Here is a 19917-nt window from a genome sequence, read left to right as displayed (position 1 = left end):
AATCAGTGCCAACGTCATGCCGACGCCAACGCCTTTTCCAAAACCACCTGCACCCGACCACCCTCAACCCGGGTCGGATAGCGATGGGTGCAGCCCACATCCGGCGCTACCGCCTCGCCACTCTCCAACTGGATCTGCCAGTTGTGCAGCGGACAGGCCACCTGCTTACCGTAGATAATCCCCTGCGACAGCGGCCCACCCTTATGCGGGCAACGGTCATCCAGCGCAAACACCTCATCCTCGCTGGTGCGAAACAACGCAATATCACCCTTGGGACCATCGATCACCCGCGAACCCAAACGCGGAATCTCTTCCAAAGCACAGATATCCAGCCAGTTCATGCGTTCACTCCTTCCAACTGCTGTACCGCAATGCGGCGGAATTCCTGTTTCAAGTCTTCCTTCTCGATCCGCTCCTTCCACGGATCCTGCTCGAACGACAACGAGAACAGCAGCCGCTCATGCAGCGCCTTGCGCCGTTCAGCATCCTCCAGTACCGCCTGCTTGATGTGCTCCATACCGACCCGCTGCATATAGTGCACCGTACGCTCCAGATAGAAGGCCTCCTCACGGTAGAGCTGCAGGAACGCCAGCGAGTATTCCATCACCTCATCCTCGGTCTTCACCTTCACAAAGAACTCACCGGCCTCGGTCTTGATCCCGCCGTTGCCGCCGATATACAGCTCCCAGCCGGAATCCACCCCGATGATCCCCACATCCTTGATGCCCGACTCGGCACAATTGCGCGGGCAACCCGAAACTGCCAGCTTCACCTTGTGCGGCGACCACATGTTGAACAGGGCGTGCTCCAGATCAATCCCCATCTGCGTCGAGTTCTGCGTACCGAAACGGCAGAACTCGCTGCCCACACAGGTCTTCACGGTACGAATCGACTTGCCGTAGGCATGCCCCGAGGGCATGTCCAGATCCTTCCAGACATTGGGCAGGTCCTCTTTCTTGATGCCCAGCAGATCGATCCGCTGACCACCGGTCACCTTGACCATCGGCACGTTGTACTTGTCCGCCACATCGGCAATCCGCCGCAGTTCCGAGGCATTGGTCACGCCGCCCCACATCCGCGGCACCACCGAATAGGTGCCATCCTTCTGGATGTTGGCATGGGCCCGCTCGTTGATGAAGCGCGACTGCGGATCATCCTTGGCCTCACCCGGCCAGGTCGAAATCAGGTAATAGTTCAGTGCCGGACGGCAGGTCGCACAGCCGTTCGGCGTGCGCCACTCCATGAAAGCCATCGCCTCCGGAATGCTGGTCAGGTGATGCTCGCGAATCGCCTTGCGCACCTGGCCGTGATTCAGGTCGGTACAGCCGCAGACCGGCTTCTCGCTCTTGGGCTTCACATCGGCTGCACCGCCCACGGTATTGATCACGATCTGTTCCACCAGGCCCACGCAGGAACCACAGGAACTGCCAGCCTTGGTGTGTTTCTTCACATCATCGACACTGAACAGCCCGTGTTCCTGAATCGCTTTGACGATGGTGCCCTTGCACACCCCGTTGCAGCCACATACCTCCATATCGTCAGGCATGTTGGCGGCTTTGTTCTGGCCCTGGTGGCCGGTGTCGCCGATAGCGTTCTCGCCGAACATCAGGTGGTCACGAATCTCGCGGATGTTGTGGCGCTCCTTGACCATCCGGAAATACCAGCCACCGTCGGCAGTGTCGCCGTACATGCAGGCGCCGACCAGAATGTCATCCTTGATCACCAGCTTCTTGTAGACCCCGCCAATCGGATCGGACAGGGTGATCTGCTCAGTGCTGTCATCGCCCATGAACTCGCCAGCGGAGAACAGGTCGATACCGGTGACCTTGAGTTTGGTCGAGGTGATCGAACCCTCGTAGCGGCCATAGCCGAGCATCGCCAGATGGTTGGCGCAGACCTTAGCCTGCTCGAACAGCGGGGCTACCAGGCCGTAGGCAATGCCGCGATGATTGGCGCACTCGCCGATAGCGTAGACGCGCGGGTCGTAGGTTTGCAGGGTGTCGCTGACCAAAATCCCGCGGTTGCAGGCCAGACCCGCGCTTTCCGCCAGTTCGGTGTTGGGCCGGATCCCGGCCGCCATCACCACCAGATCGGCTGGAATCACGCTGCCATCCTTGAACTTGACGCCGCAGACACGGCCGTCGCCATCGTCCAGCAGCTCGCTGGTGAACTGCGGCAGCAGGAATTTGAGGCCGCGATCTTCCAGCGACTTCTGCAGCAGTTCGCCAGCGGTGCGGTCGAGCTGGCGCTCCAGCAGCCAGTCACCGATATGCACCACGGTCACATCCATGCCGCGCAGTTTCAGACCATTGGCCGCTTCCAGACCAAGCAGGCCGCCACCAATTACCACCGCATGCTTGTGGGTCTTGGCGGTTTCCATCATGGTTTCGGTATCGGCGATATCGCGGTAGCCGATCACACCGTCCAGATCGTTGCCTGGAATCGGCAGAATGAACGGGTTGGAGCCGGTGGCCAGCAGCAGACGGTCGTATTCAGCTTCGGTGCCGTCGTCGGCGATCACCTTGCGGTTGCGCCGATCAATCTTCACCACCTTGCGGCCGGTGTGCAGGGTAATGCCGTTTTCCTCGTACCAGGACAGCGGGTTGAGGATGATTTCCTCGAAGGTCTGTTCCCCGGCCAGGACCGGTGACAGCAGGATCCGGTTGTAGTTGGGGTGCGGCTCGGCGCCGAACACGGTGATCTCGTAGAGGTCGGGCGTCAGTTTCAGCAGTTCTTCCAGGGTTCGTACCCCGGCCATGCCGTTACCAACCATCACCAGCTTGAGCTTTTGCATCCTGTTGTGCTCCGTTGTAATGAGCGTAAAACAAAAAAGGCGCCCCACCGCTCGCGCGGTAGGACGCCTTTGTCCAGGTCCTGATCGGTCAGGAAACGACCTGTCGCCGTTGACAGGACCGTTGTATGTGAATTGCTGGTAATAGCAATGCACACAGTGTGCCAATTTATATTTTTATTGTTTTTCAATGGCTTGAGCCACTTGCCGGGCTCTTCTTGTGCACCTTATTGTGGCGTTTTGCACTGCAATGGTGCGTTTGTTGGGCTTGTGGCCCGGTTGGGTGAAAAAGGTTCCTGGGGATGTCGTACCTCGACCCAACATGGGGGGGTACCAGGCATGCCGTCGAGTGAGGGACGACACCCCCAGGGAACTCAGCGAAGCAATAGCATCAACAGCACCAGATTGAGTGCGAGTGAGGTCAGGGCCACGGCGCGCCAAACCACCAGCGGCTCGCGTTCGATCAAAGGGCGGCTGGGCTGGGGCAGGCGCTCGGCCTGTTCCAGAGCCAATAACCACTCTTCGGCGGTTTCGTAGCGTTTATCAGGATCGGGTTCCAGAGCCTTGAGCAGGCATTCGTCGACCCAGCCCGGCAAATCATGGCGATAGCGACTGGGTGGGGCGGGGCGGCCAAAGCGGGGGCGCTGGAAGGCCTCGATCTCGCCGTAGGGGTAATGCCCGGTCAGCAAGTAATAGAGACTGACGCCGGTCGCATACAGGTCCTGTTGCGGGCTGGGTTCGGCCCCGGCAAAGGCTTCCGGAGCAATGAAACTGGGAGTGCCAGGCGGGTTGCCGGTCTGCCACTGGGACAAGCCGGGGCAGAAAGCAAGGCCGAAATCGAGCAGGCGCAGCACGCCGTCATCGCCCAGATGCAAATTGTCCGGCTTGATGTCGCGGTGCAGCAGGTTGCGTCGGTGCAGCAGGCCGACGGCCTTGATCAGTTGCGGTGCCAGTTGCTGGAACAGTGCCAGACTCCAGAGTCCGTGCTCGCGCTTGTGCTGCTCCAGGGTCTGTCCGGCGTACTCGCGCATCACGTAGTAATGGTGCTGACGTTCGGGCAGCGGATGCAGCTCAGGGACCGATTGCCCGGCCACCCGACGCAGGAACCATTCCTCCTGCAGCAGTTCGCGGCAGGCCTGTGGTTCATCCTGACGCTGAGGGGGCAGGGTCTTAAGCAGCCAGGGCTGACCGAGGCCATCCTTGACCCGGTACAGCAGGGACTGGCGGGTTTCGCCCAGTTCCCGCTGGACATGCCAGCCCTCGAACTGCTGGTCGGGTTTCAGGCGCGGCGGCAGGGCGCGCTCGTCAGCCGGTTGCAGGGCGTCGTCGAGGCTGCTGTCAGGCAGTGTGTCGATACCGACCAGCAGTGCGCTGGCATTGTCCTGCCCGCCATTGGCCAGGGCCAGATCGATCAGCCGCTGACAGCGGCCGGGGGCGTCGTTGGCAGCCAGGGTGTCATGGATTGCCTGGTCGTTGAGATAGGCCCATACCCCATCGCTGACCAGCAACAGCTGATCGCCTTCGTCGAGTTCGCCATCCAGGTAATCGATCAGCGGGTGTTCATCCAATCCCATCGCCCGTTTGAGCACGTGTTCCATGCCCGGTTGTTCCCAGACATGCTCATTGGTCAGCTTGCGCAGTCGACCGTTGCGCAGCAGATAGGCCCGGCAGTCACCGATATGGGCCAAGGTATAACGACGCCCGCGCAGCACCAGGGCGGTCAGGGTAGTCAGCAGCGGCAGGCCACCGCCATTGGCTCGCAACCAGCGATTGTGGGCGGTCAGCAGACGCTCCAGCGCCTGAGTGACCGACCAGGTTTCCGGTGTGGAGTAGTAGTCCAGCGCCAGAGCCTGTAGGGTGGCACGGGCGGCCAGGCCGCCATCGCTGCATTGGCTCACGCCATCGGCCAGGGCCAGCAGGTGGCCCTTGCTGGCCGCCAGCTGCGGTGCGGGGGTAACCACCCGCACAGCATCCTGATTTTCCTTGCGTGGACCAGCGGCGCTGGCCTCGTCAATGCGCAGTTGCAGGCTCATGCTCAGACCCTGGCCGTGGTGACGGCCGAAGAGCCCCAGGTGGTCCGCCAGCGGCGCTTGACGCCGCTCAGACCGATCAGGGCCAGTACGCCGAGTGCCGCGAACAGCCACAGGCCAAGCTGGTAGTCGCCGGTATGCTGTTTGATGGTGCCCAGGCCGGCCGCCAACACGAAGCCGCCGACCCCGCCAGCCATGCCGATCAGGCCTGTCATGACCCCGATTTCACGATGGAAGCGCTGGGGTACCAACTGGAAAACCGCGCCGTTGCCAGCCCCCAGGCCGAGCATGGCAGCAACGAACAGGGCCAGTGCGGCGAACGAGCTGGACAGGTTGAAGCCCACCAGCGCTATGCAGATGGCGGCCACCGAGTACATGAACAACAGGGAACGAATACCGCCGATGCGGTCGGCCAGGGCACCGCCGAGCGGGCGCATCAGGCTGCCGGCCATGACGCAGGCAGCGGTGTAGTAGCCGGCGATCACTGGATCGAGCCCGTATTGGTCATTGAAGTAGCCAGGCAGGGCGCTGGCTAGGCCGATGAAGCCACCGAAGGTAACGCTGTAGAAGAACATGAACCACCAGCTGTCACGATCATTCAGTGCCATCAGATAGTCACGGGCAGCCTTGGGCTTGGGACGTTGTGGAGCGTTACGGGCCACCAGAGTGAAGATAAGCAGGGTTGCCACCAGAGGGATCAGGGCTAAGCCGAACACGTTCTGCCAACCGAACAGATAGGCCAGGCCTGGGGCGAACAATGCAGCCAGCACGGTACCGGAGTTGCCGGCGCCGGCGATGCCCATGGCTTTGCCCTGGTGCTCCGGCGGGTACCATTGCGAGGCCAACGGCAGGGCGACGGCGAAGGCCGCCCCGGCAAAGCCCAGGCCCAGGCCAAGCAACAGCGCCTGCTCATAACTGTTGATACCCAGCGTCCAGGCGGCGAGCAGGGCCAGAATTACGACTACCTGGCCGAAGATGCCGGCAGTCTTGGGTGAGGTGCGATCAGCCAGAAAGCCAAGTAGCAGTCGGAGAATTGCACCAGCCAGGATCGGCGTGGCTACCATCATGCCCCGTTCCTGTGCAGTCAGGCCCAGGTCGGTGGCGATCTGCACCGCAAGGGGGCCGAGCACGTACCAGACCATGAAGCTCAGATCGAAGTAGAGAAAAGCGGCGAACAGCGTGGGTGCGTGGCCGGCTTTCCAGAAGCTTGTATTCATGTGCAATCCCTCAACGTACGCAAAATCAGGCTTTGGGGGCTTTTGCCTGCAGCATTGCGGCAAAAAAAAACGCCACCCCCGACCCCGGACTTGGTCCGGGTCGGGGATGACGTCGTTGTCTGTTCAGGCAACCGCCGTTGGTTACCTGCAGGAGATATATGCAGTAAGTGTGCCAGGGTTGGTTTGTCTCGCGATGACGGTATAGGGAGGTGTTGAGGTGGTGTGCAGTGCCGTTGCACTAATCGTTGAGCATCTCGTGCATGGCGATGATCTGCTCGGCGACCTGGATCAGCTTCTGCTGGCGGGCCATGGCCTGGCGGCGCATCAGGGTGTAGGCCTCGGGTTCGCTGCACTGTTTCATGGTCATCAACAGCCCCTTGGCCTTTTCGATCCGCTTGCGCTCGTTGAGTTGCTGCTCGCGGGCCTGCAGTTCGGCGCGCAACTGCTGGTCAGTTTCGAAACGGGCCTGGGCCACGTCGAGAATGGCCTTGAGTCGGGTACTGTTGATACCTTCGACGATATAGGCGCTGACCCCGGCCTGAATGGCCTGGCGCATGATGGCCGGGTCCTGTTCGTCGGTGAACATGACGATCGGCTTGGGCTGGTCGCGACTGACCAGGCATAGTTGTTCCAGTACGTCGCGTCCGGGAGAGTCACTGTCGATCAGAATGACATCCGGCTTGCAGCTCTGCACCCGGGCCGGCAGGTCGATTGACAGGCCGGATTCGTCGAACACCTCGAACCCGGCGTCTCGCAGTGCCTCGCTCAGGCGACCGACCTTGCGGGCGGTATCGTTGATCAGCAGGATTCGCATAACGTCTTGTCATCACTCAGGGCATGAAGCTTGAAACCATGGGCATAGTCATGGGGGTTACTACCGTCCCAGTCTATGCCGTCCATCAAGCAGGCGCTGCGCATGTCGCCAGGGGCTGTTGCAATGCCCAGCGCCGAGGCTGCCTCATGATACAGGCCGGTCTGCTGAACCTGACGAGCCACGGCCAGATAGTCAGGATCGTGGCGCAACAGGCCCCAGCGCCGGAACTGGGTCATGAACCAGATGCCGTCGGACAGGTAGGGCTGGTTGACCGCACCGCCAGCATGGAAACGCAGCGGGTGGCTATCCTGCCAGACTCGCCCGTTACCGTCATCATACTCTCCTTGAAAACGTGGGAGCAGGGCACCCAGGGGAGCGTCGACATACTCGCTGGCGCTGATCAGTTGCGCGGTACCGGCGCGATTGGCAGCGTTTTCATCAATGAACCGACTGGCATCGAGCAGAGCCATGACCAGGGCGCGGGCGGTGTTAGGGTACTGTTCGGCGAATGCAGCGGTGGTGCATAGCACTTTCTCCGGATGATCCGGCCAGATTGACTGACTGGTCGCCAGGGTGAAGCCCATCCCTTCGGCAATCGCGCAGGCGCCCCAGGGCTCGCCGGCACAGAAACCGTCGATACGTCCAGCTCGCAGGTGCTCGACCATCTGCGAAGGAGGCACCACCAGGGTCTCGACATCGCGCAGCGGGTGGACGCCGTGGGCGGCCAGCCAGTAATACAGCCACATGGCATGGGTGCCGGTGGGGAAGGTCTGTGCCAGACGCAATTTTGCCCCATCGTGGTGCGCTTTGCGCGCCAGTGCCTCACCGCTGGTCACGCCGGTCTCAAGCATTGCGCGTGACAGATTGATGCTCTGGCCGTTCTGGTTCAGCCCCATGAGCACCGCCATGGGGGTGGCAGGGCAACCCAGCCCCAAGTGAATGCCATAGGCCAGGCCGTACAGGCCCTGAGCGGCATCCAGTTCACCGCTGAGCAGCCTGTCACGCAAGCTTGCCCAGGAATTTTGTCGTTTGAGGTTGATGCTTAGGCCGTATTGCTGGGCAAATCCCTGGGTGGCGGCAACAATCAGCGAAGCTGAGTCGGTCAAGGGCATAAAACCGATGTTGAGTACCGGTTTTTCCGGGGCGTCGTTGCCCGCAACCCAGGCCAGAGGGTCGGACTGCTTTGGGGTATCCGTTTGCATGTCATGTTCCACAGGCAATAAAAAACGCCGTGCCGCAGCCTCGGTATTACCGATCTGTCAGCACGACGCCGTTGTCGTTAATGGGCATCGCCATTGATGCCCTGTCGAGAAGCAAGCAAGGTGCGTGCCGGGTCCAGAGCAGGTCAGCGCCAACCGGGCTACGCAATTAACCAGCGCTTCTTTAACGCACGATCATCACCGACTTCTTCGACTGCTGGACCACCCGCATGGCGTTGGTGCCGAGCAGGTACTCCTCCAGACGCTTGCGTTTGTGTGAGGCCATGACGATCAGGTCGACGTTGAGCTTCTTCGAGACCCGCAGAATGGCCTCATAGGGCTTGCCGTCAACCACAATGCGCTGGACCTTGATGTCCTTGGGCACATGCTCCTTGATGAACTCTTTGAACTGGTCGGTCAGGGCTTTCTTTGCCTGATCGGTGAACTCCTTGGGAAAGAAGCCGCCTACCAGTGGCAGGCCGAAATCAGGCATCACCGTGACCACATGCAGCGAAGCGTCATAGGTTTTGCACAGCACTAGTGCGGTCGGCAGGGCGCGGTCCCAGGAGGCCTTGTGGTTAAGATCGATGGGTAACAGGATCTTGTTGTACATGCATCCTCCTCAGGGCAGTGCCGGGGCATGGGCACGCTGGCGCAGCCATTGCAGGCCGACAATCAGCCCAAATAGCAGGAAGCCCGGTATCCACATCCATTCCTTGGCCCAGCGATCAACCGGGGCCATGACCTCGATGATTTCCTGATCGAACTGGAAACCCAGTTCCGCGGCCAGGCTACCGAAGTTGACCATATCGACCAGAGTGCGTTCATCTTCCTGAATCAGACCCAAGCCCAGGTTATCCAGCCGCTCCTGGCCGTCAGTGCCGTCGGGTACCGGGACCAGCAGGAAGAAAGTACGGGGGTTGCCGATATCGTCTTCACCAGCCACTTGCATGCGCAGGTAACTGTTGTCATCGACCCGGTTCAGCACTTCGGCCAATTGCGCCGGTGGCACCGACTCGTAGGGATCATGAATGATGTCCATCCAGAACCCCGGGCGGAACAGGGTGAAGGCCACCAGCAGCAATAGCAGATTTTCGTACCAGCGGCTGCGTACCAATAGCCAGCCCTGGGTCGCAGCGGCGAAGATCAGCATGGCGATGGTCGCGACGATGAAGATCAGTATCCCGTGCCAGAAGTCGACGTTGATCAGCAGCAGGTCGGTGTTGAAGATGAACAGGAATGGTAACGCCGCAGTACGCAGGCTGTAGTAGAAGGCCTGAAAGCCGGTGCGGATGGGGTCGCCGCCGGACACTGCCGCTGCTGCGAATGAGGCCAATCCTACGGGAGGGGTAACGTCAGCCATAATGCCGAAATAGAACACGAACAGATGTACGGCGATCAGCGGTACGATCAGACCGTTCTGCTGGCCGAGGGTGACGATCACCGGTGCCAGCAGGGCCGAGACCACGATGTAGTTGGCGGTGGTTGGCAGGCCCATACCGAGAATCAGACTGAGCACAGCCGTCAGTACCAGCATCAGCATCAGGTTGCCCATCGACAGGATTTCCACCAGGTCGGCCAGTACCAGACCGACCCCGGTCTGCGATACCGCACCGACGATGATCCCGGCGGTAGCAGTGGCAATACCGATGCCGATCATGTTGCGCGCGCCTGATACCAGACCCTGCCAAAGATCATCCAGGCCGTGCAGCAGGTCGTTGACCACCTTGCTGCGTCCTCGGAACAGAGCCATCAGCGGGCGCTGGGTAAGGATGATGGCAATCATGAACACCGTGGCCCAGAAGGCCGACAGGCCGGGTGACAGGCGCTCGACCATCAAGCACCAGATCAGCACGATGACCGGCAGGATGTAGTGCAGCCCGGACATTACCGTAGGCTTGGTCTGCGGCAGTTTGACCACTGGCGAGTTGGGGTCGTCCAGCTCCAGTTCCGGATAGCGTGCGCCGAGTTTCAACAGACTGACATAAACCACTGCCAGGCCACCGGCAATTACCCAGCTGGCGGCGTCGCCGAGCAGCGGCTTGAGCCAGCCCAGTCCGTAATAGACCGCAAACGACAGCCCCATGAGCAACAGCAGGCCGGTGAGAAAACCGATCAGCTTGCGCAGCAGCGGGCGCTGCGGATTGCTGCTCTGCAGCCCCTGCATGCCGGCCTTCATCGCTTCCAGGTGGACGATGTAGACCAGGGCGATATAGGAAATAAGCGCCGGCAGGAAGGCATGCTTGATCACTTCGACATAGGAAATGCCGACATACTCGACCATCAGAAAGGCGGCGGCGCCCATGACCGGCGGCATGATCTGGCCATTGACCGATGACGCCACCTCGACTGCGCCGGCCTTTTCCGCCGGGAAGCCAACCCGCTTCATCATTGGGATGGTGAAGGTGCCGGTGGTCACGGTATTGGCGATCGAGGAGCCGGAGATCAGCCCGGTCATGCCCGAGGCCACTACGGCTGCCTTGGCCGGCCCGCCTCGGTAGTGACCAAGCAGCGAGAAGGCTACCTTGATGAAGTAATTGCCGGCACCAGCCTTATCCAGCAGTGAGCCGAACAGCACGAACAGAAACACGAAACTGGTCGACACCCCCAGGGCAATCCCGAATACCCCTTGGGTGGTGAGCCATTGATGGTTGGTCAGCGCCTCCAGGCTCACGCCCCGGTGCGCCAGAATCCCCGGCATGTGCGGGCCGGCCAGCGAATAGACGATGAACACCAGGGCGACGATCATCAACGGCGGCCCCAGCGCCCGGCGGGTGGCCTCCAGCAGCAGCACCAGACCAGTGACGGCGACTATTACATCGACCTGGGTCGGGCTGCCCGGGCGGCGGGCCAGGTCGGTGTAGAACAGAAACAGATAGGCTGCGCAGAACGCAGCCAGCAGCGCCAGAATCCAGTCCAGCAGCGGTACCCGGTCACGGGGGGAACGCTTGAAGGCGGGGAAGGCCATGAAGCCCAGGAACACCGCGAAAGCCAGGTGAATGGAGCGAGCTTCGGTGCTGTTAAACACGCCGAAGCCGACCATGAACGGCAGCGGCGAGGAAATCCATAATTGAAAAAGCGACCAGGCGGCCGCAATGCTGACAAGCAATTTGCCGGGGATCCCCCGGGGTTTGCGTGCACCCGTGTCGCTGGTGGCGACCAGGTCTTCCAGTTCAGTGTTGAGGTCTTCCCGTTTGGTACTCGGTTCACTCATGACAGGCACTTTTCTTCTGATTTTTTGAACGGTTCAAACGAACGGACCGCCCGGTGGGGCGGTCCGTGGGTCTGGCTTACATCCAGCCGCGTTCCTTGTAGTAGCGGATGGCGCCGTCATGCAGAGGTACCGAAAGACCTTCCTTGATCATCTGCTCTTCAGTGAGGGTAGCGAAGGCCGGGTGCAGGCGCTTGAAGCGGTCGAAATTCTCGAACACTGCCTTGACTGTCTGGTACACGACTTCGTCAGAGGTAGCGGTAGAGGTCACCAGTGTGGCGCGAACCCCGAAGGTAGCTACGTCGTTGTCGTTGCCGCGGTACATGCCGCCGGGAATGATAGCCTTGGCGTAGTAGGGGCGTTCTTCGATCAGTTTGTCGATTTCCTCACCCGCAACCTCAACCATGACCGAGTCGACGGTGGTGGTGGCTTCCTGAATCGAGCCGTTGGGGTGGCCGGCGACATAGACCATGGCATCGACGTTGTTGTCACCCAGGGCCGCAGCCTGCTCGGCAGCGCTCAGTTCGGAGGCCAGCGAGAAGTCGCGGGTTGTCCAGCCCAGTGACGCCATCACCACGTCCATGGTGTCGCGCTGACCGGAGCCGGGGTTGCCGATATTGACCCGCTTACCCTTGAGGTCGTAGACCGTTGTGATGCCGGCATCGCGACGGGCCACAACGGTCAGCGGCTCGCCATGCAGGGCGAACATGGCACGCATGCCTTCATAGGGGCCGGCGGCTTCGAAGTTTTCGACTCCGGCATAGGCTTTGTACTGGATGTCGGACTGCACTACGCCCATGTCCATTTCACCGCCGCGAATGGCGTTGACGTTGGCGACCGAGCCGCCACTTGAAGGGGCGTTGCAACGGATGCCGTGCTCGCTGCTGTTGCGATTCAGCAGTCGACAGACTGACTGGCCGACTACGTAATACACGCCGGTCTGGCCGCCAGTGCCGATGGTGACGAAGTTCTGCTGGGCTACAGCCGGGGTAGCCGCCAGGGTGGCGTAACCGATGGCTGCGCAAAACAGCGTGGCGAGGGATTGACGTTTCATGAGAGGGTGACTCCTTTTTCTGATTTTGGATCGACACCTTAGGTACGGTGTCGACGTCACTTGCTAATGACTGTAGTTAACAGTCAGGCCCGTTCAGGGCCAACGTCTGGATCACAGACTAATAAGTGTAGCGGAAGATGCCGCCAGCAGAGCTGGAAGCCGGAAACGGAGATATGCGGAAGGCTCCCGATGAGGGATCAAGCAAGGTTCATTCCGTTGTACGCCGGCCTGGGAACTCTTTTTTGACAATAACCGGCTAACCCGATTCGAGCAAGTCGTCGAACGTAGTGTTGCCCAATATGAATGCTGTTGCTTGCTCGAGCGGGCTCGCATGCGAGCCCGGAGCCGTAGGGACTAGACCGGTGGCCAGCCGCCCATTTCACGCCAGCGGTTGACGATGGCGCAGAACAGTTCGGCGGTTTTTTCTGTGTCGTAACGTGCCGAGTGGGCCTCGCGGCCGTCGAAATCGATGCCGCCAGCCGAACAGGCCTTGGCCAGCACGGTTTGGCCATAGGCCAGGCCGCCCAGAGTGGCGGTGTCAAAGCAGGAGAACGGGTGGAACGGGTTGCGTTTGATCTCGCAGCGCTCGACTGCGGCATTGAGAAAGCCCAGGTCAAAGAAGGCGTTGTGCCCGACCAGAACCGCCCGCTTGCAGCCGGCGGACTTCACCGCCTTGCGTACGTGCTTGAAAATCTCGCCCAGCGCATGCTGCTCGGAAACCGCCATGCGCAGCGGATGATCCAGCTTGATGCCGGTGAACTCCAGGGCTGAGGCCTCGATGTTGGCGCCTGCGAAGGGTTCAACCCGGAAGAAATGGGTTTGGTCTGGATAGACCAGACCTTCATCGTCCATGCCGATGGTGGTCGCGGCAATTTCCAGCAGGGCATCGGTGGCGGCGTTGAAACCGCCGGTTTCAACGTCCACCACTACTGGCAGGAACCCCCGGAACCGGTAGGCCATGGGAGGCTTTGGCCCCTTGTTCAATTGCTCTTCGTGCAGGTCGGGATCGAACTCAAACTCGCTCACACGCGGTCCTTAATGCTGTTTTGACGGGTCAAATGACTCGCCAATGAATGGTTTCACCGGCGCGCAGCGGCACCACCTCATGATCACCCAGCGGCAGGCTGTTGGGGGCCTGCCAGTCTTCACGTATCAGGGTAATCTGATCGGTGTTGCGCGGCAGGCCGTAGAAGTCTGGGCCGTGCAGGCTGGCAAAGCCTTCGAGCTTGTCCAGGGCGCCGAGTTCATCGAAGGCCTCGGCATACAATTCGATGGCCGCATGTGCAGTGTAGCAGCCAGCACAGCCGCAGGCGGCTTCCTTGGCATGGCGGGCATGGGGAGCCGAGTCGGTCCCCAGGAAGAACTTGTTCGAACCGGATACGACCGCATCGCCCAGAGCCTGCTGGTGGCGCTGACGCTTGAGAATCGGCAGGCAATAAAAGTGCGGACGAATGCCGCCAACCAGCATGTGATTACGATTGTACAGCAGGTGGTGGGCGGTGATGGTGGCGCCGACCTGGTCCGAGGCGCTGCGCACGAAGTCAACGGCGTCGCCAGTGGTAATGTGCTCGAAGACCACCTTGAGCGTGGGAAAGCGCTCGACCACCTTGACCAGTTGCTGATCGATAAAGGCCTTTTCACGATCGAAGATGTCGACCTCGGCATGGGTAACCTCACCGTGGACCAGCAGCAGCATGCCTACTTCAGCCATGGCTTCAAGCGCCGGGTAGATGTTTTCCAGGGCGGTCACGCCAGATTGCGAGTTGGTGGTGGCGCCGGCCGGATAGAGCTTGGCGGCCACGGCCTGACCTTGCAGCTTGGCTGCACGGACCATCTCGGGGGTGGTCTGATCGGTCAGGTACAGTACCATTAGCGGCTCGAATTGGCTGCCTGCCGGGCGGGCGGCCAGAATGCGGGCCTTGTAGGCGTCGGCCTGTTGGCCATCACGGACCGGAGGTACCAGATTGGGCATGATGATGGCGCGAGAGAAAACCCGGCCAGCATCAGCTACGCTGTGTTTGAGCACCTCACCGTCGCGCAGGTGAATGTGCCAGTCATCGGGCCGGATCAGGGTCAGGCGGTCAGTCATCGAGAGGTTTCCGGGCAGTGGCGATGCCGCCATGCTACCGGAAACGCTGCCTTTTTGACACTCGTGCGGCGGTGAATGGGTTGGGCTGTCTGCCAAGTGCATCACACACCATTGGCGGGCTTTGGCCTACACTGGCGGCGGGTGTAAGCCTCCACGCAAGGGCGCAGAGTATTAGAAAGAATCATGGCGGGAGCCGATGAATGAGTACGACACGCAAGCCTGCGCTGATCGAAGCGGTAATGTTCTTTTCCGAACGCGGGATCTGCAGCGAGATGCTGTATCCCGAGTTCGAGGCTTTGCTCGACGGCATGGTCAGTCATCCCGAGTACATTGACGAAACTGTCGAAGCGGTCTTTCTCCAGATCAATGCCCGGCTGCATGTCAGGGCAGCCGTGTTTTTCACCATCGATTTTGACCAGAACGGTTACATCAACCGGCTCTGGAACCTGCCGCTGCGCTCGCTGGCAGAGAAGGCCGGACGTGGTCCGGATATGGGCGGCGGGCCTATCCGTCTGGTGTGTCTGGGCTTTAATCAGAACCCCGAATACCGGCCGCTGTTGTGGAAGCCGGGGCAGCGTGGCGGGCGTTCCGATCTGATGCATGTCAAGGAAGCGGTGACCCGTAATACCCTGGGTATCCTCGGTGAAGACGAAGAAGCGCTGGCGGTGATCGCGACCGAGCGGCTGCAAATCGCTGCCGAGGAAGGTTGGTACGGCAAAAATACGGACCCGCTGATCGAGCGCCCTGAGCCAGAGCCGGCGCCACCCCCATCCCCGTCAGTGGATGATGAAACGCCCAAATTGAAGCAGCAACTCAAGGCTTTTGCTCTGCAGGTGGCCGAGTTGCAGGCCCAGCTTCGTGAGCAGGAAGAAAACCAGCAGCGGGCATTGGCTGCGATGCAGTCGCGTCATGCCGAGCATCTGGGCGTGGTACAGGGTGAGTTGCTCGACGTCAAGAAAGAGCTGGAGCAACAGCAGAAGCTCAACTTGTCACTCAAGCGTGATCTGGCGCGCTTTCAGAGTCGCAATACCAGCGATCCGGGTTAAGCGATCAGGTGTCTAGGGAGCCTCTGAACAACTCCTTGCATGCTTCAGGTCACGCTGAGTACGCAAGGAGTTGCTCAGAGTCTCCCTTATTTGGCCAGTGCCGGCTGACCAGAAACAGGCGCTGAGCCTGAAGCGGGTCGGTGCCGGCATCATCAATGCGCCACAGCATGACGCCGCCCGGACTGCTGTCGAGCAGTCCGCCGAGTTGCGCTGCAATCTGATCCGGGCTCAGCACCACAGACGGGCTTGAGGGCGGCATCAGCCAGGCTTTGTGGGCTAGTGGGCTCCAGTGGCTGTCAGCCGGGAGTCGCTCGCTGGCCTGGTGAACATGACACCAAAGATGCGTCTGAGGGGTATCAGTTGCATGGATCATCCGTGGCATGGGCTGAGCCGCCGGATAAAACAGACAACCCTGTAGCCAGGCACAGGAGCGCTCAACGCGTGGCCAAGCGCTGTCGCTCAGGTCGAGTTGCACACCGAGCGGGAGCTGATGTGTGAGCATGTGGTTGAGCTTGCGGTCGAGCCGGTCCTGCGGGTCTGGCCCCCACCAGGCCGAAGCCGGACTGCTGCTCAAACTGGTATCTACTCCTTGCGGGTAGCCCAGAAAGAACTTGATCGCCAGCTCCAGGTGCAGCACTTCTCCGTTCGGGGTCTCGAGCAACAGATCCAGCTCGCCCAGGGTGCGCCCCTGGCGATGCAGAGTAATGTTGTGGCCCAACAGACGCACGTCGGGAGCCAGCTCCAGCAGCATATGCCAGAGTCGCTCATAGTAACTGCCCAGGCGCCTGTCGCGGGCATTGGCAAAGACATCGTCCAGGCGCTGGGGTTGGCGTTCAAGTTGTACCAAGGCCTGGTGCAAGCGCATGGGTTCGCTGCGCCAGATTGAGCCATCCAACGGGTCGCGCAGGGGCAGGGCGCCAGGCCCTAGCAATGGTGCTGACAGAGCCACCCAGGCGAGATCCCTGACAACAGGGTGGCGCAGTTGCTCAATCATGATCGCCCTCGTTGATTTGCCAGCTGCCGGTTGGCCACGGATAATCCTCTGAAATGCCGTCGGGTGACGGTCTCCCATGTTGTATGGTTGTCTGTTCAGTCTCATGCATGTACGGGCAACCCTCAAGTCGTCAATTTGCGAGGTGGTATGGAGCAGTTCCGCAATGTCGGGTTAATCGGTCGTTTGGGCAGCGGCAAGGTGGTCGATACTCTCAAGCGCCTGAAGCGGTTTCTGCTCGATCACGGCCATGGCGTGATTCTTGAGGACGCCGTGGCCGATCTGCTGCCAGGTCATCAGTTGCAGGTCTGCTCGCGCAAGATGATGGGCGAGATCTGCGATCTGGTGATCGTGGTCGGTGGTGACGGCAGTTTGCTGGGTGCGGCGCGGGCGCTGTGCCGCTACAACGTCCCGGTATTGGGAGTGAACCGCGGTGGGCTGGGTTTTCTCACCGATATTTCGCCGGACGATCTGGAGCGTCGGGTTGGCGAGGTGCTGGCTGGACGTTATTTGGTCGAAACCCGCTTTTTACTGGATGCCTTTGTCCGTCGCGACGAGGAACAATTGGGCAGCAGCGAGGCACTCAACGATGTGGTGCTGCACCCTGGCAAATCGGCGCGGATGATTGAGTTCGAGTTGCATGTCGATGGCCAGTTCGTCTACAGCCAGAAATCCGATGGCCTGATCGTCGCCACGCCAACCGGTTCGACAGCCTATTCATTGTCAGCTGGTGGGCCGATCATGCACCCGAAGCTGGATGCCATCGTGCTGGTGCCGATGTTCCCGCATACCCTGTCCAGCCGGCCGATTGTGGTCGACGGCAACAGCGAGCTGAAAATTCTGATTTCCAAACAGAGCGGCATTTATCCCCAGGTCAGTTGTGACGGGCAGGTACATATTACCTGTGCCCCCGGTGACAGCCTGACGATCCGCAAAAAACCACAAAAGCTTCGGCTGCTGCATCCAGTTGATCATAATTTCTACGAAATTTGCCGCAACAAGCTGGGTTGGTCCAGTCGTTTGACGGAGTGACTGTCATGGCAGAGGTTGAACACCCAGGCTACGACATCATTGGCGACGTGCACGGGTGCGCCCAGACCCTGGTGCGCCTGCTTGAGTTGCTCGGCTACCGTCAGCAGGCTGGTGTCTGGCGTCACCCGGAGGGGCGTCAGGCATTGTTTCTTGGCGATATCGTCGATCGTGGGCCACGTATTCGCGAGGCTTTGCATCTGGTTCGCGATATGGTTGATGCCGGTGAGGCACGTTGCATCATGGGCAATCACGAGTTCAATGCGCTGGGTTGGGAGACTCCGGCACCAGCCGGAAGCGGACGGCAGTTTGTCCGCGAGCATACCGAGCGCCATCATCGGCAGATTCGCGAAACCCTTGAGCAGTTCGCAGCCTGGCCCCAGGAGTGGAAGGCGTTTCTTGACTGGTTCTACCAGTTGCCACTGTTTCTTGACCTGGGGCCGCTGCGTCTGGTGCATGCCTGCTGGGATGACAGCCTGATACAGCCATTTGCGGCCCAGTACCCGGACGCCTGCATCGATGACGAGTTTGTTCGGGCTTCGGTTGAGCGTGACAGTTTTGCCGTCCAGGTACTTGACCGGCTACTGCGCGGCACCGATATGCGCCTGCCGCACGGTCAGACCATGACCGGCAAGGATGGTTTGACCCGCGCTTTTTTCCGGACCAAGTTCTGGGAAGAGGATCCGCAGACCTATGGCGATATCGTGTTTCAGCCCGATGGCTTGCCTGAGGAGGTTGCTGCCCGGCCTTTGAGTGATGATCAGAAGGCCGAGTTGCTGGTGTATGGCCGTGATGAGCCGATTCTGTTCGTCGGGCATTACTGGCAGCAGGGCAAACCGCATCCGATCCGTCCCAATCTGGCCTGTCTGGACTACAGTGCGGTCAAATATGGCAAGCTGGTCGCCTATCGCTGGGATGGCGAACGTCATCTTGATCGTAACCACTTTGTCTGGGTCGATGTGCCCCGACTGGCCTGACGCCAAGGAATGCCTGCATGATCCGTGCTTTGCAATGCCCTCTCGATGAAGACTTGAGCCAGTTGGCGCGCTTTCTGCGCAGCCGCGGCGTAGTGCATCGGATCAGCGAAGAGGGTGGGCGTCAGGTGGTATGGACGGTGGACGAGGCAGACGCCCAGATCGTGCAGACGCTGTATGCCTCTGGTGTGCCGGCGATTGATGAGCCTGAGCGACCTGTGCAACCCGAGACCACCCCCTGGCAACACTCGCTCAGGCATATTCCCCTGACCATGGCGGTGCTGCTGGTCACCGCAGTAGTCGCCGCCATTACCCGGTTGGGTAGTGACCCCACGACCGTGGTGCTGTTTACCCTGGTGCCTCTGGGCGCAGATGGCTACTTGCTCGAACAGCCGGATATGAGCCAGTGGTGGCGGCTGATCACGCCGATCTTTTTGCATTTCGGTGTGCTGCACCTGGCGTTCAATGCGCTCTGGTACTGGGAGCTGGGGCGGCGCATCGAGATGCGTTCAGGTAGTCTCTGGCTGCTGGGCTTGACACTGTTGTTTGCCCTGGTATCGAACGTCAGTCAGTGGTTGATCGGCGGCTCGGTGCTGTTCGGCGGCTTGTCAGGCGTGCTGTACGGGGTGCTGGGCTATTGCTGGCTGTACCAGTGGATTGCGCCAAACGTGCACTTCGACCTGCCCAAGGGCGTGGTGATTCTGATGCTGGTCTGGCTGGTGCTATGTCTGACCGGCTTGGTGACTTTGCTGGGGTTTGGCGCGATCGCCAATACCGCGCATGTCAGTGGTTTGCTGATTGGCTGTGCCACCGGAGCGCTGGCGGGAGCGTTATCCAGGCATAGAGGCGCCCAGTGAGCGGCTGATGGCCTTTGCGCCCGGGCTGCGAGCCCGGATGTCGATTTACAGTTTTTCCCTACGCCCTTTATAATCAGTAACTTATAAGAGAGTGCGACTGTTCGGTACGCACTTCATAAATATTCGGAAAATACTCCAACTCTATACCCATACCTGAAACCCATAGCGTGGTTTCAGTTTGCCTCGTGCCCAGCCAAGTAAAAGGGATCTTTATGTCTGTCAATGATGTGGTAATGCAGAGCTATGGCCGCTGCTGCGCGTCGACCAGCTTTTTTGATGACTTCTACCAGACTTTTCTCGCCAGTTCCGCTGAAATCCGCGACAAGTTCCAGAATACCGATATGCCGGCCCAGAAGCAGTTGCTGCGTCAGGGCATTCTGAATCTGGTGCTGTATGCCCGGGGCCTGCCGCCGACCAAACTCAAGGCCTTGGCCGAATCCCACTCGCGTCACCGGTTGAATATCGAACCGCATTTATATGAGCTGTGGCTGGATGCACTGCTCAAGACCATCGACGCGCACGACCGCGATAGTGACCGCACGGTCCTGCGGGCCTGGGAGCAGGTACTGAGCAAGGGGATTGAGGTGATAAAAACAGGCTACTGAACAGTAGCGC

The 19917-nt window shown here is 60.3% G+C and carries 17 protein-coding genes; 5 read left to right on the top strand and 12 right to left on the bottom strand.

The window, feature by feature from the left end:
• Nucleotides 1-14 precede the first annotated feature (14 nt).
• The 11 genes from nirD to pyrC all read right to left on the bottom strand — a co-directional run bounded on the left by nirD (nt 15) and on the right by pyrC (nt 14405).
• The gene (nirD, locus tag BVH74_RS15675; RefSeq protein ID WP_080051012.1) at nt 15-341 is read right to left on the bottom strand and encodes a nitrite reductase small subunit NirD; all 327 of its coding nucleotides are present in this window, start codon (nt 339-341) and stop codon (nt 15-17) included.
• On the bottom strand, nt 338-2794 hold the full coding sequence (gene nirB, locus BVH74_RS15670) for a nitrite reductase large subunit NirB (protein WP_080051011.1): 2457 nt from the start codon (nt 2792-2794) through the stop codon (nt 338-340). Before nirB ends, nirD begins: the two co-directional genes overlap by 4 nt.
• Before the next feature lie 371 nt (nt 2795-3165).
• Nucleotides 3166-4824: a bifunctional protein-serine/threonine kinase/phosphatase gene (locus BVH74_RS15665; protein ID WP_080051010.1), complete on the bottom strand. Its 1659-nt coding sequence runs from the start codon at nt 4822-4824 to the stop codon at nt 3166-3168.
• Nucleotides 4825-4826: 2 nt separating this feature from the next.
• Nucleotides 4827-6038 (bottom strand): nitrate/nitrite transporter, encoded by a 1212-nt coding sequence (locus BVH74_RS15660; protein ID WP_080051009.1) that lies wholly within the window; start codon nt 6036-6038, stop codon nt 4827-4829.
• Nucleotides 6039-6276: 238 nt separating this feature from the next.
• Entirely contained in the window at nt 6277-6852 is a 576-nt protein-coding gene (locus BVH74_RS15655; RefSeq protein WP_080051008.1) for an ANTAR domain-containing response regulator, read from the bottom strand.
• Nucleotides 6837-8054 carry a CmpA/NrtA family ABC transporter substrate-binding protein gene (locus BVH74_RS15650; RefSeq protein ID WP_080051007.1) on the bottom strand — a complete coding sequence of 406 codons (1218 nt, stop codon included), beginning with the start codon at nt 8052-8054 and terminating at the stop codon, nt 6837-6839. Before BVH74_RS15650 ends, BVH74_RS15655 begins: the two co-directional genes overlap by 16 nt.
• 181 nt (nt 8055-8235) lie before the next feature.
• Nucleotides 8236-8664 carry a universal stress protein gene (locus tag BVH74_RS15645; RefSeq protein WP_080051006.1) on the bottom strand — a complete coding sequence of 143 codons (429 nt, stop codon included), beginning with the start codon at nt 8662-8664 and terminating at the stop codon, nt 8236-8238.
• Nucleotides 8665-8673: 9 nt separating this feature from the next.
• Nucleotides 8674-11265 carry a TRAP transporter permease gene (locus BVH74_RS15640; protein WP_080051005.1) on the bottom strand — a complete coding sequence of 864 codons (2592 nt, stop codon included), beginning with the start codon at nt 11263-11265 and terminating at the stop codon, nt 8674-8676.
• 76 nt (nt 11266-11341) lie between these two features.
• On the bottom strand, nt 11342-12316 hold the full coding sequence (locus BVH74_RS15635; protein ID WP_080051004.1) for a TAXI family TRAP transporter solute-binding subunit: 975 nt from the start codon (nt 12314-12316) through the stop codon (nt 11342-11344).
• A gap of 354 nt (nt 12317-12670) precedes the next feature.
• Complete coding sequence (rnt, locus tag BVH74_RS15630; RefSeq protein WP_080051003.1) at nt 12671-13342, bottom strand: ribonuclease T; 672 nt, start codon at nt 13340-13342, stop codon at nt 12671-12673.
• 28 nt (nt 13343-13370) lie between these two features.
• A complete protein-coding gene (pyrC, locus tag BVH74_RS15625) occupies nt 13371-14405 on the bottom strand; it encodes a dihydroorotase (RefSeq protein WP_080051002.1) in 1035 nt (344 codons plus the stop codon).
• 200 nt (nt 14406-14605) lie between these two features.
• Here pyrC and BVH74_RS15620 point away from each other — a divergent pair, with 200 nt between their 5' ends.
• Entirely contained in the window at nt 14606-15451 is an 846-nt protein-coding gene (locus BVH74_RS15620) for a hypothetical protein (RefSeq protein ID WP_080051001.1), read from the top strand.
• Nucleotides 15452-15500: 49 nt separating this feature from the next.
• Here BVH74_RS15620 and BVH74_RS15615 read toward each other — a convergent pair whose 3' ends face one another.
• Complete coding sequence (locus BVH74_RS15615; protein WP_119701487.1) at nt 15501-16445, bottom strand: DUF1853 family protein; 945 nt, start codon at nt 16443-16445, stop codon at nt 15501-15503.
• A gap of 147 nt (nt 16446-16592) precedes the next feature.
• Between BVH74_RS15615 and BVH74_RS15610 the strand changes: the two genes are divergently transcribed.
• The 4 genes from BVH74_RS15610 to BVH74_RS15595 all read left to right on the top strand — a co-directional run bounded on the left by BVH74_RS15610 (nt 16593) and on the right by BVH74_RS15595 (nt 19907).
• Nucleotides 16593-17474, top strand: coding sequence for an NAD(+) kinase (locus tag BVH74_RS15610; RefSeq protein ID WP_080050999.1), 882 nt, complete (start codon nt 16593-16595; stop codon nt 17472-17474).
• Nucleotides 17475-17479: 5 nt separating this feature from the next.
• The gene (locus tag BVH74_RS15605) at nt 17480-18448 is read left to right on the top strand and encodes a metallophosphoesterase (RefSeq protein WP_080050998.1); all 969 of its coding nucleotides are present in this window, start codon (nt 17480-17482) and stop codon (nt 18446-18448) included.
• A 17-nt stretch (nt 18449-18465) separates the two neighbouring features.
• Nucleotides 18466-19302: a rhomboid family intramembrane serine protease gene (locus tag BVH74_RS15600; protein ID WP_080050997.1), complete on the top strand. Its 837-nt coding sequence runs from the start codon at nt 18466-18468 to the stop codon at nt 19300-19302.
• A 212-nt stretch (nt 19303-19514) separates the two neighbouring features.
• Nucleotides 19515-19907 carry a globin gene (locus BVH74_RS15595; protein WP_080050996.1) on the top strand — a complete coding sequence of 131 codons (393 nt, stop codon included), beginning with the start codon at nt 19515-19517 and terminating at the stop codon, nt 19905-19907.
• The last annotated feature ends 10 nt before the right edge of the window (nt 19908-19917 follow it).

Source organism: Halopseudomonas phragmitis (assembly GCF_002056295.1).
Classification (GTDB): Bacteria; Pseudomonadota; Gammaproteobacteria; order Pseudomonadales; family Pseudomonadaceae; genus Halopseudomonas; species Halopseudomonas phragmitis.
Note: the sequence above shows the minus strand (reverse complement) of the source record. Positions and strands in the feature narration are given on the sequence as shown.

Coding starts and splice junctions, on each gene's coding strand:
- nirD (WP_080051012.1), bottom strand. CDS start 341: ATGAACTGGCTGGATATCTGTGCTTTGGAAGAGATTCCGCGTTTGGGT.
- BVH74_RS15600 (WP_080050997.1), top strand. CDS start 18,466: ATGATCCGTGCTTTGCAATGCCCTCTCGATGAAGACTTGAGCCAGTTG.
- BVH74_RS15605 (WP_080050998.1), top strand. CDS start 17,480: ATGGCAGAGGTTGAACACCCAGGCTACGACATCATTGGCGACGTGCAC.
- BVH74_RS15610 (WP_080050999.1), top strand. CDS start 16,593: ATGGAGCAGTTCCGCAATGTCGGGTTAATCGGTCGTTTGGGCAGCGGC.
- pyrC (WP_080051002.1), bottom strand. CDS start 14,405: ATGACTGACCGCCTGACCCTGATCCGGCCCGATGACTGGCACATTCAC.
- nirB (WP_080051011.1), bottom strand. CDS start 2,794: ATGCAAAAGCTCAAGCTGGTGATGGTTGGTAACGGCATGGCCGGGGTA.
- BVH74_RS15640 (WP_080051005.1), bottom strand. CDS start 11,265: ATGAGTGAACCGAGTACCAAACGGGAAGACCTCAACACTGAACTGGAA.
- BVH74_RS15645 (WP_080051006.1), bottom strand. CDS start 8,664: ATGTACAACAAGATCCTGTTACCCATCGATCTTAACCACAAGGCCTCC.
- BVH74_RS15620 (WP_080051001.1), top strand. CDS start 14,606: ATGAGTACGACACGCAAGCCTGCGCTGATCGAAGCGGTAATGTTCTTT.
- BVH74_RS15660 (WP_080051009.1), bottom strand. CDS start 6,038: ATGAATACAAGCTTCTGGAAAGCCGGCCACGCACCCACGCTGTTCGCC.
- BVH74_RS15635 (WP_080051004.1), bottom strand. CDS start 12,316: ATGAAACGTCAATCCCTCGCCACGCTGTTTTGCGCAGCCATCGGTTAC.
- BVH74_RS15650 (WP_080051007.1), bottom strand. CDS start 8,054: ATGCAAACGGATACCCCAAAGCAGTCCGACCCTCTGGCCTGGGTTGCG.
- BVH74_RS15665 (WP_080051010.1), bottom strand. CDS start 4,824: ATGAGCCTGCAACTGCGCATTGACGAGGCCAGCGCCGCTGGTCCACGC.
- BVH74_RS15655 (WP_080051008.1), bottom strand. CDS start 6,852: ATGCGAATCCTGCTGATCAACGATACCGCCCGCAAGGTCGGTCGCCTG.
- BVH74_RS15615 (WP_119701487.1), bottom strand. CDS start 16,445: ATGATTGAGCAACTGCGCCACCCTGTTGTCAGGGATCTCGCCTGGGTG.
- BVH74_RS15595 (WP_080050996.1), top strand. CDS start 19,515: ATGTCTGTCAATGATGTGGTAATGCAGAGCTATGGCCGCTGCTGCGCG.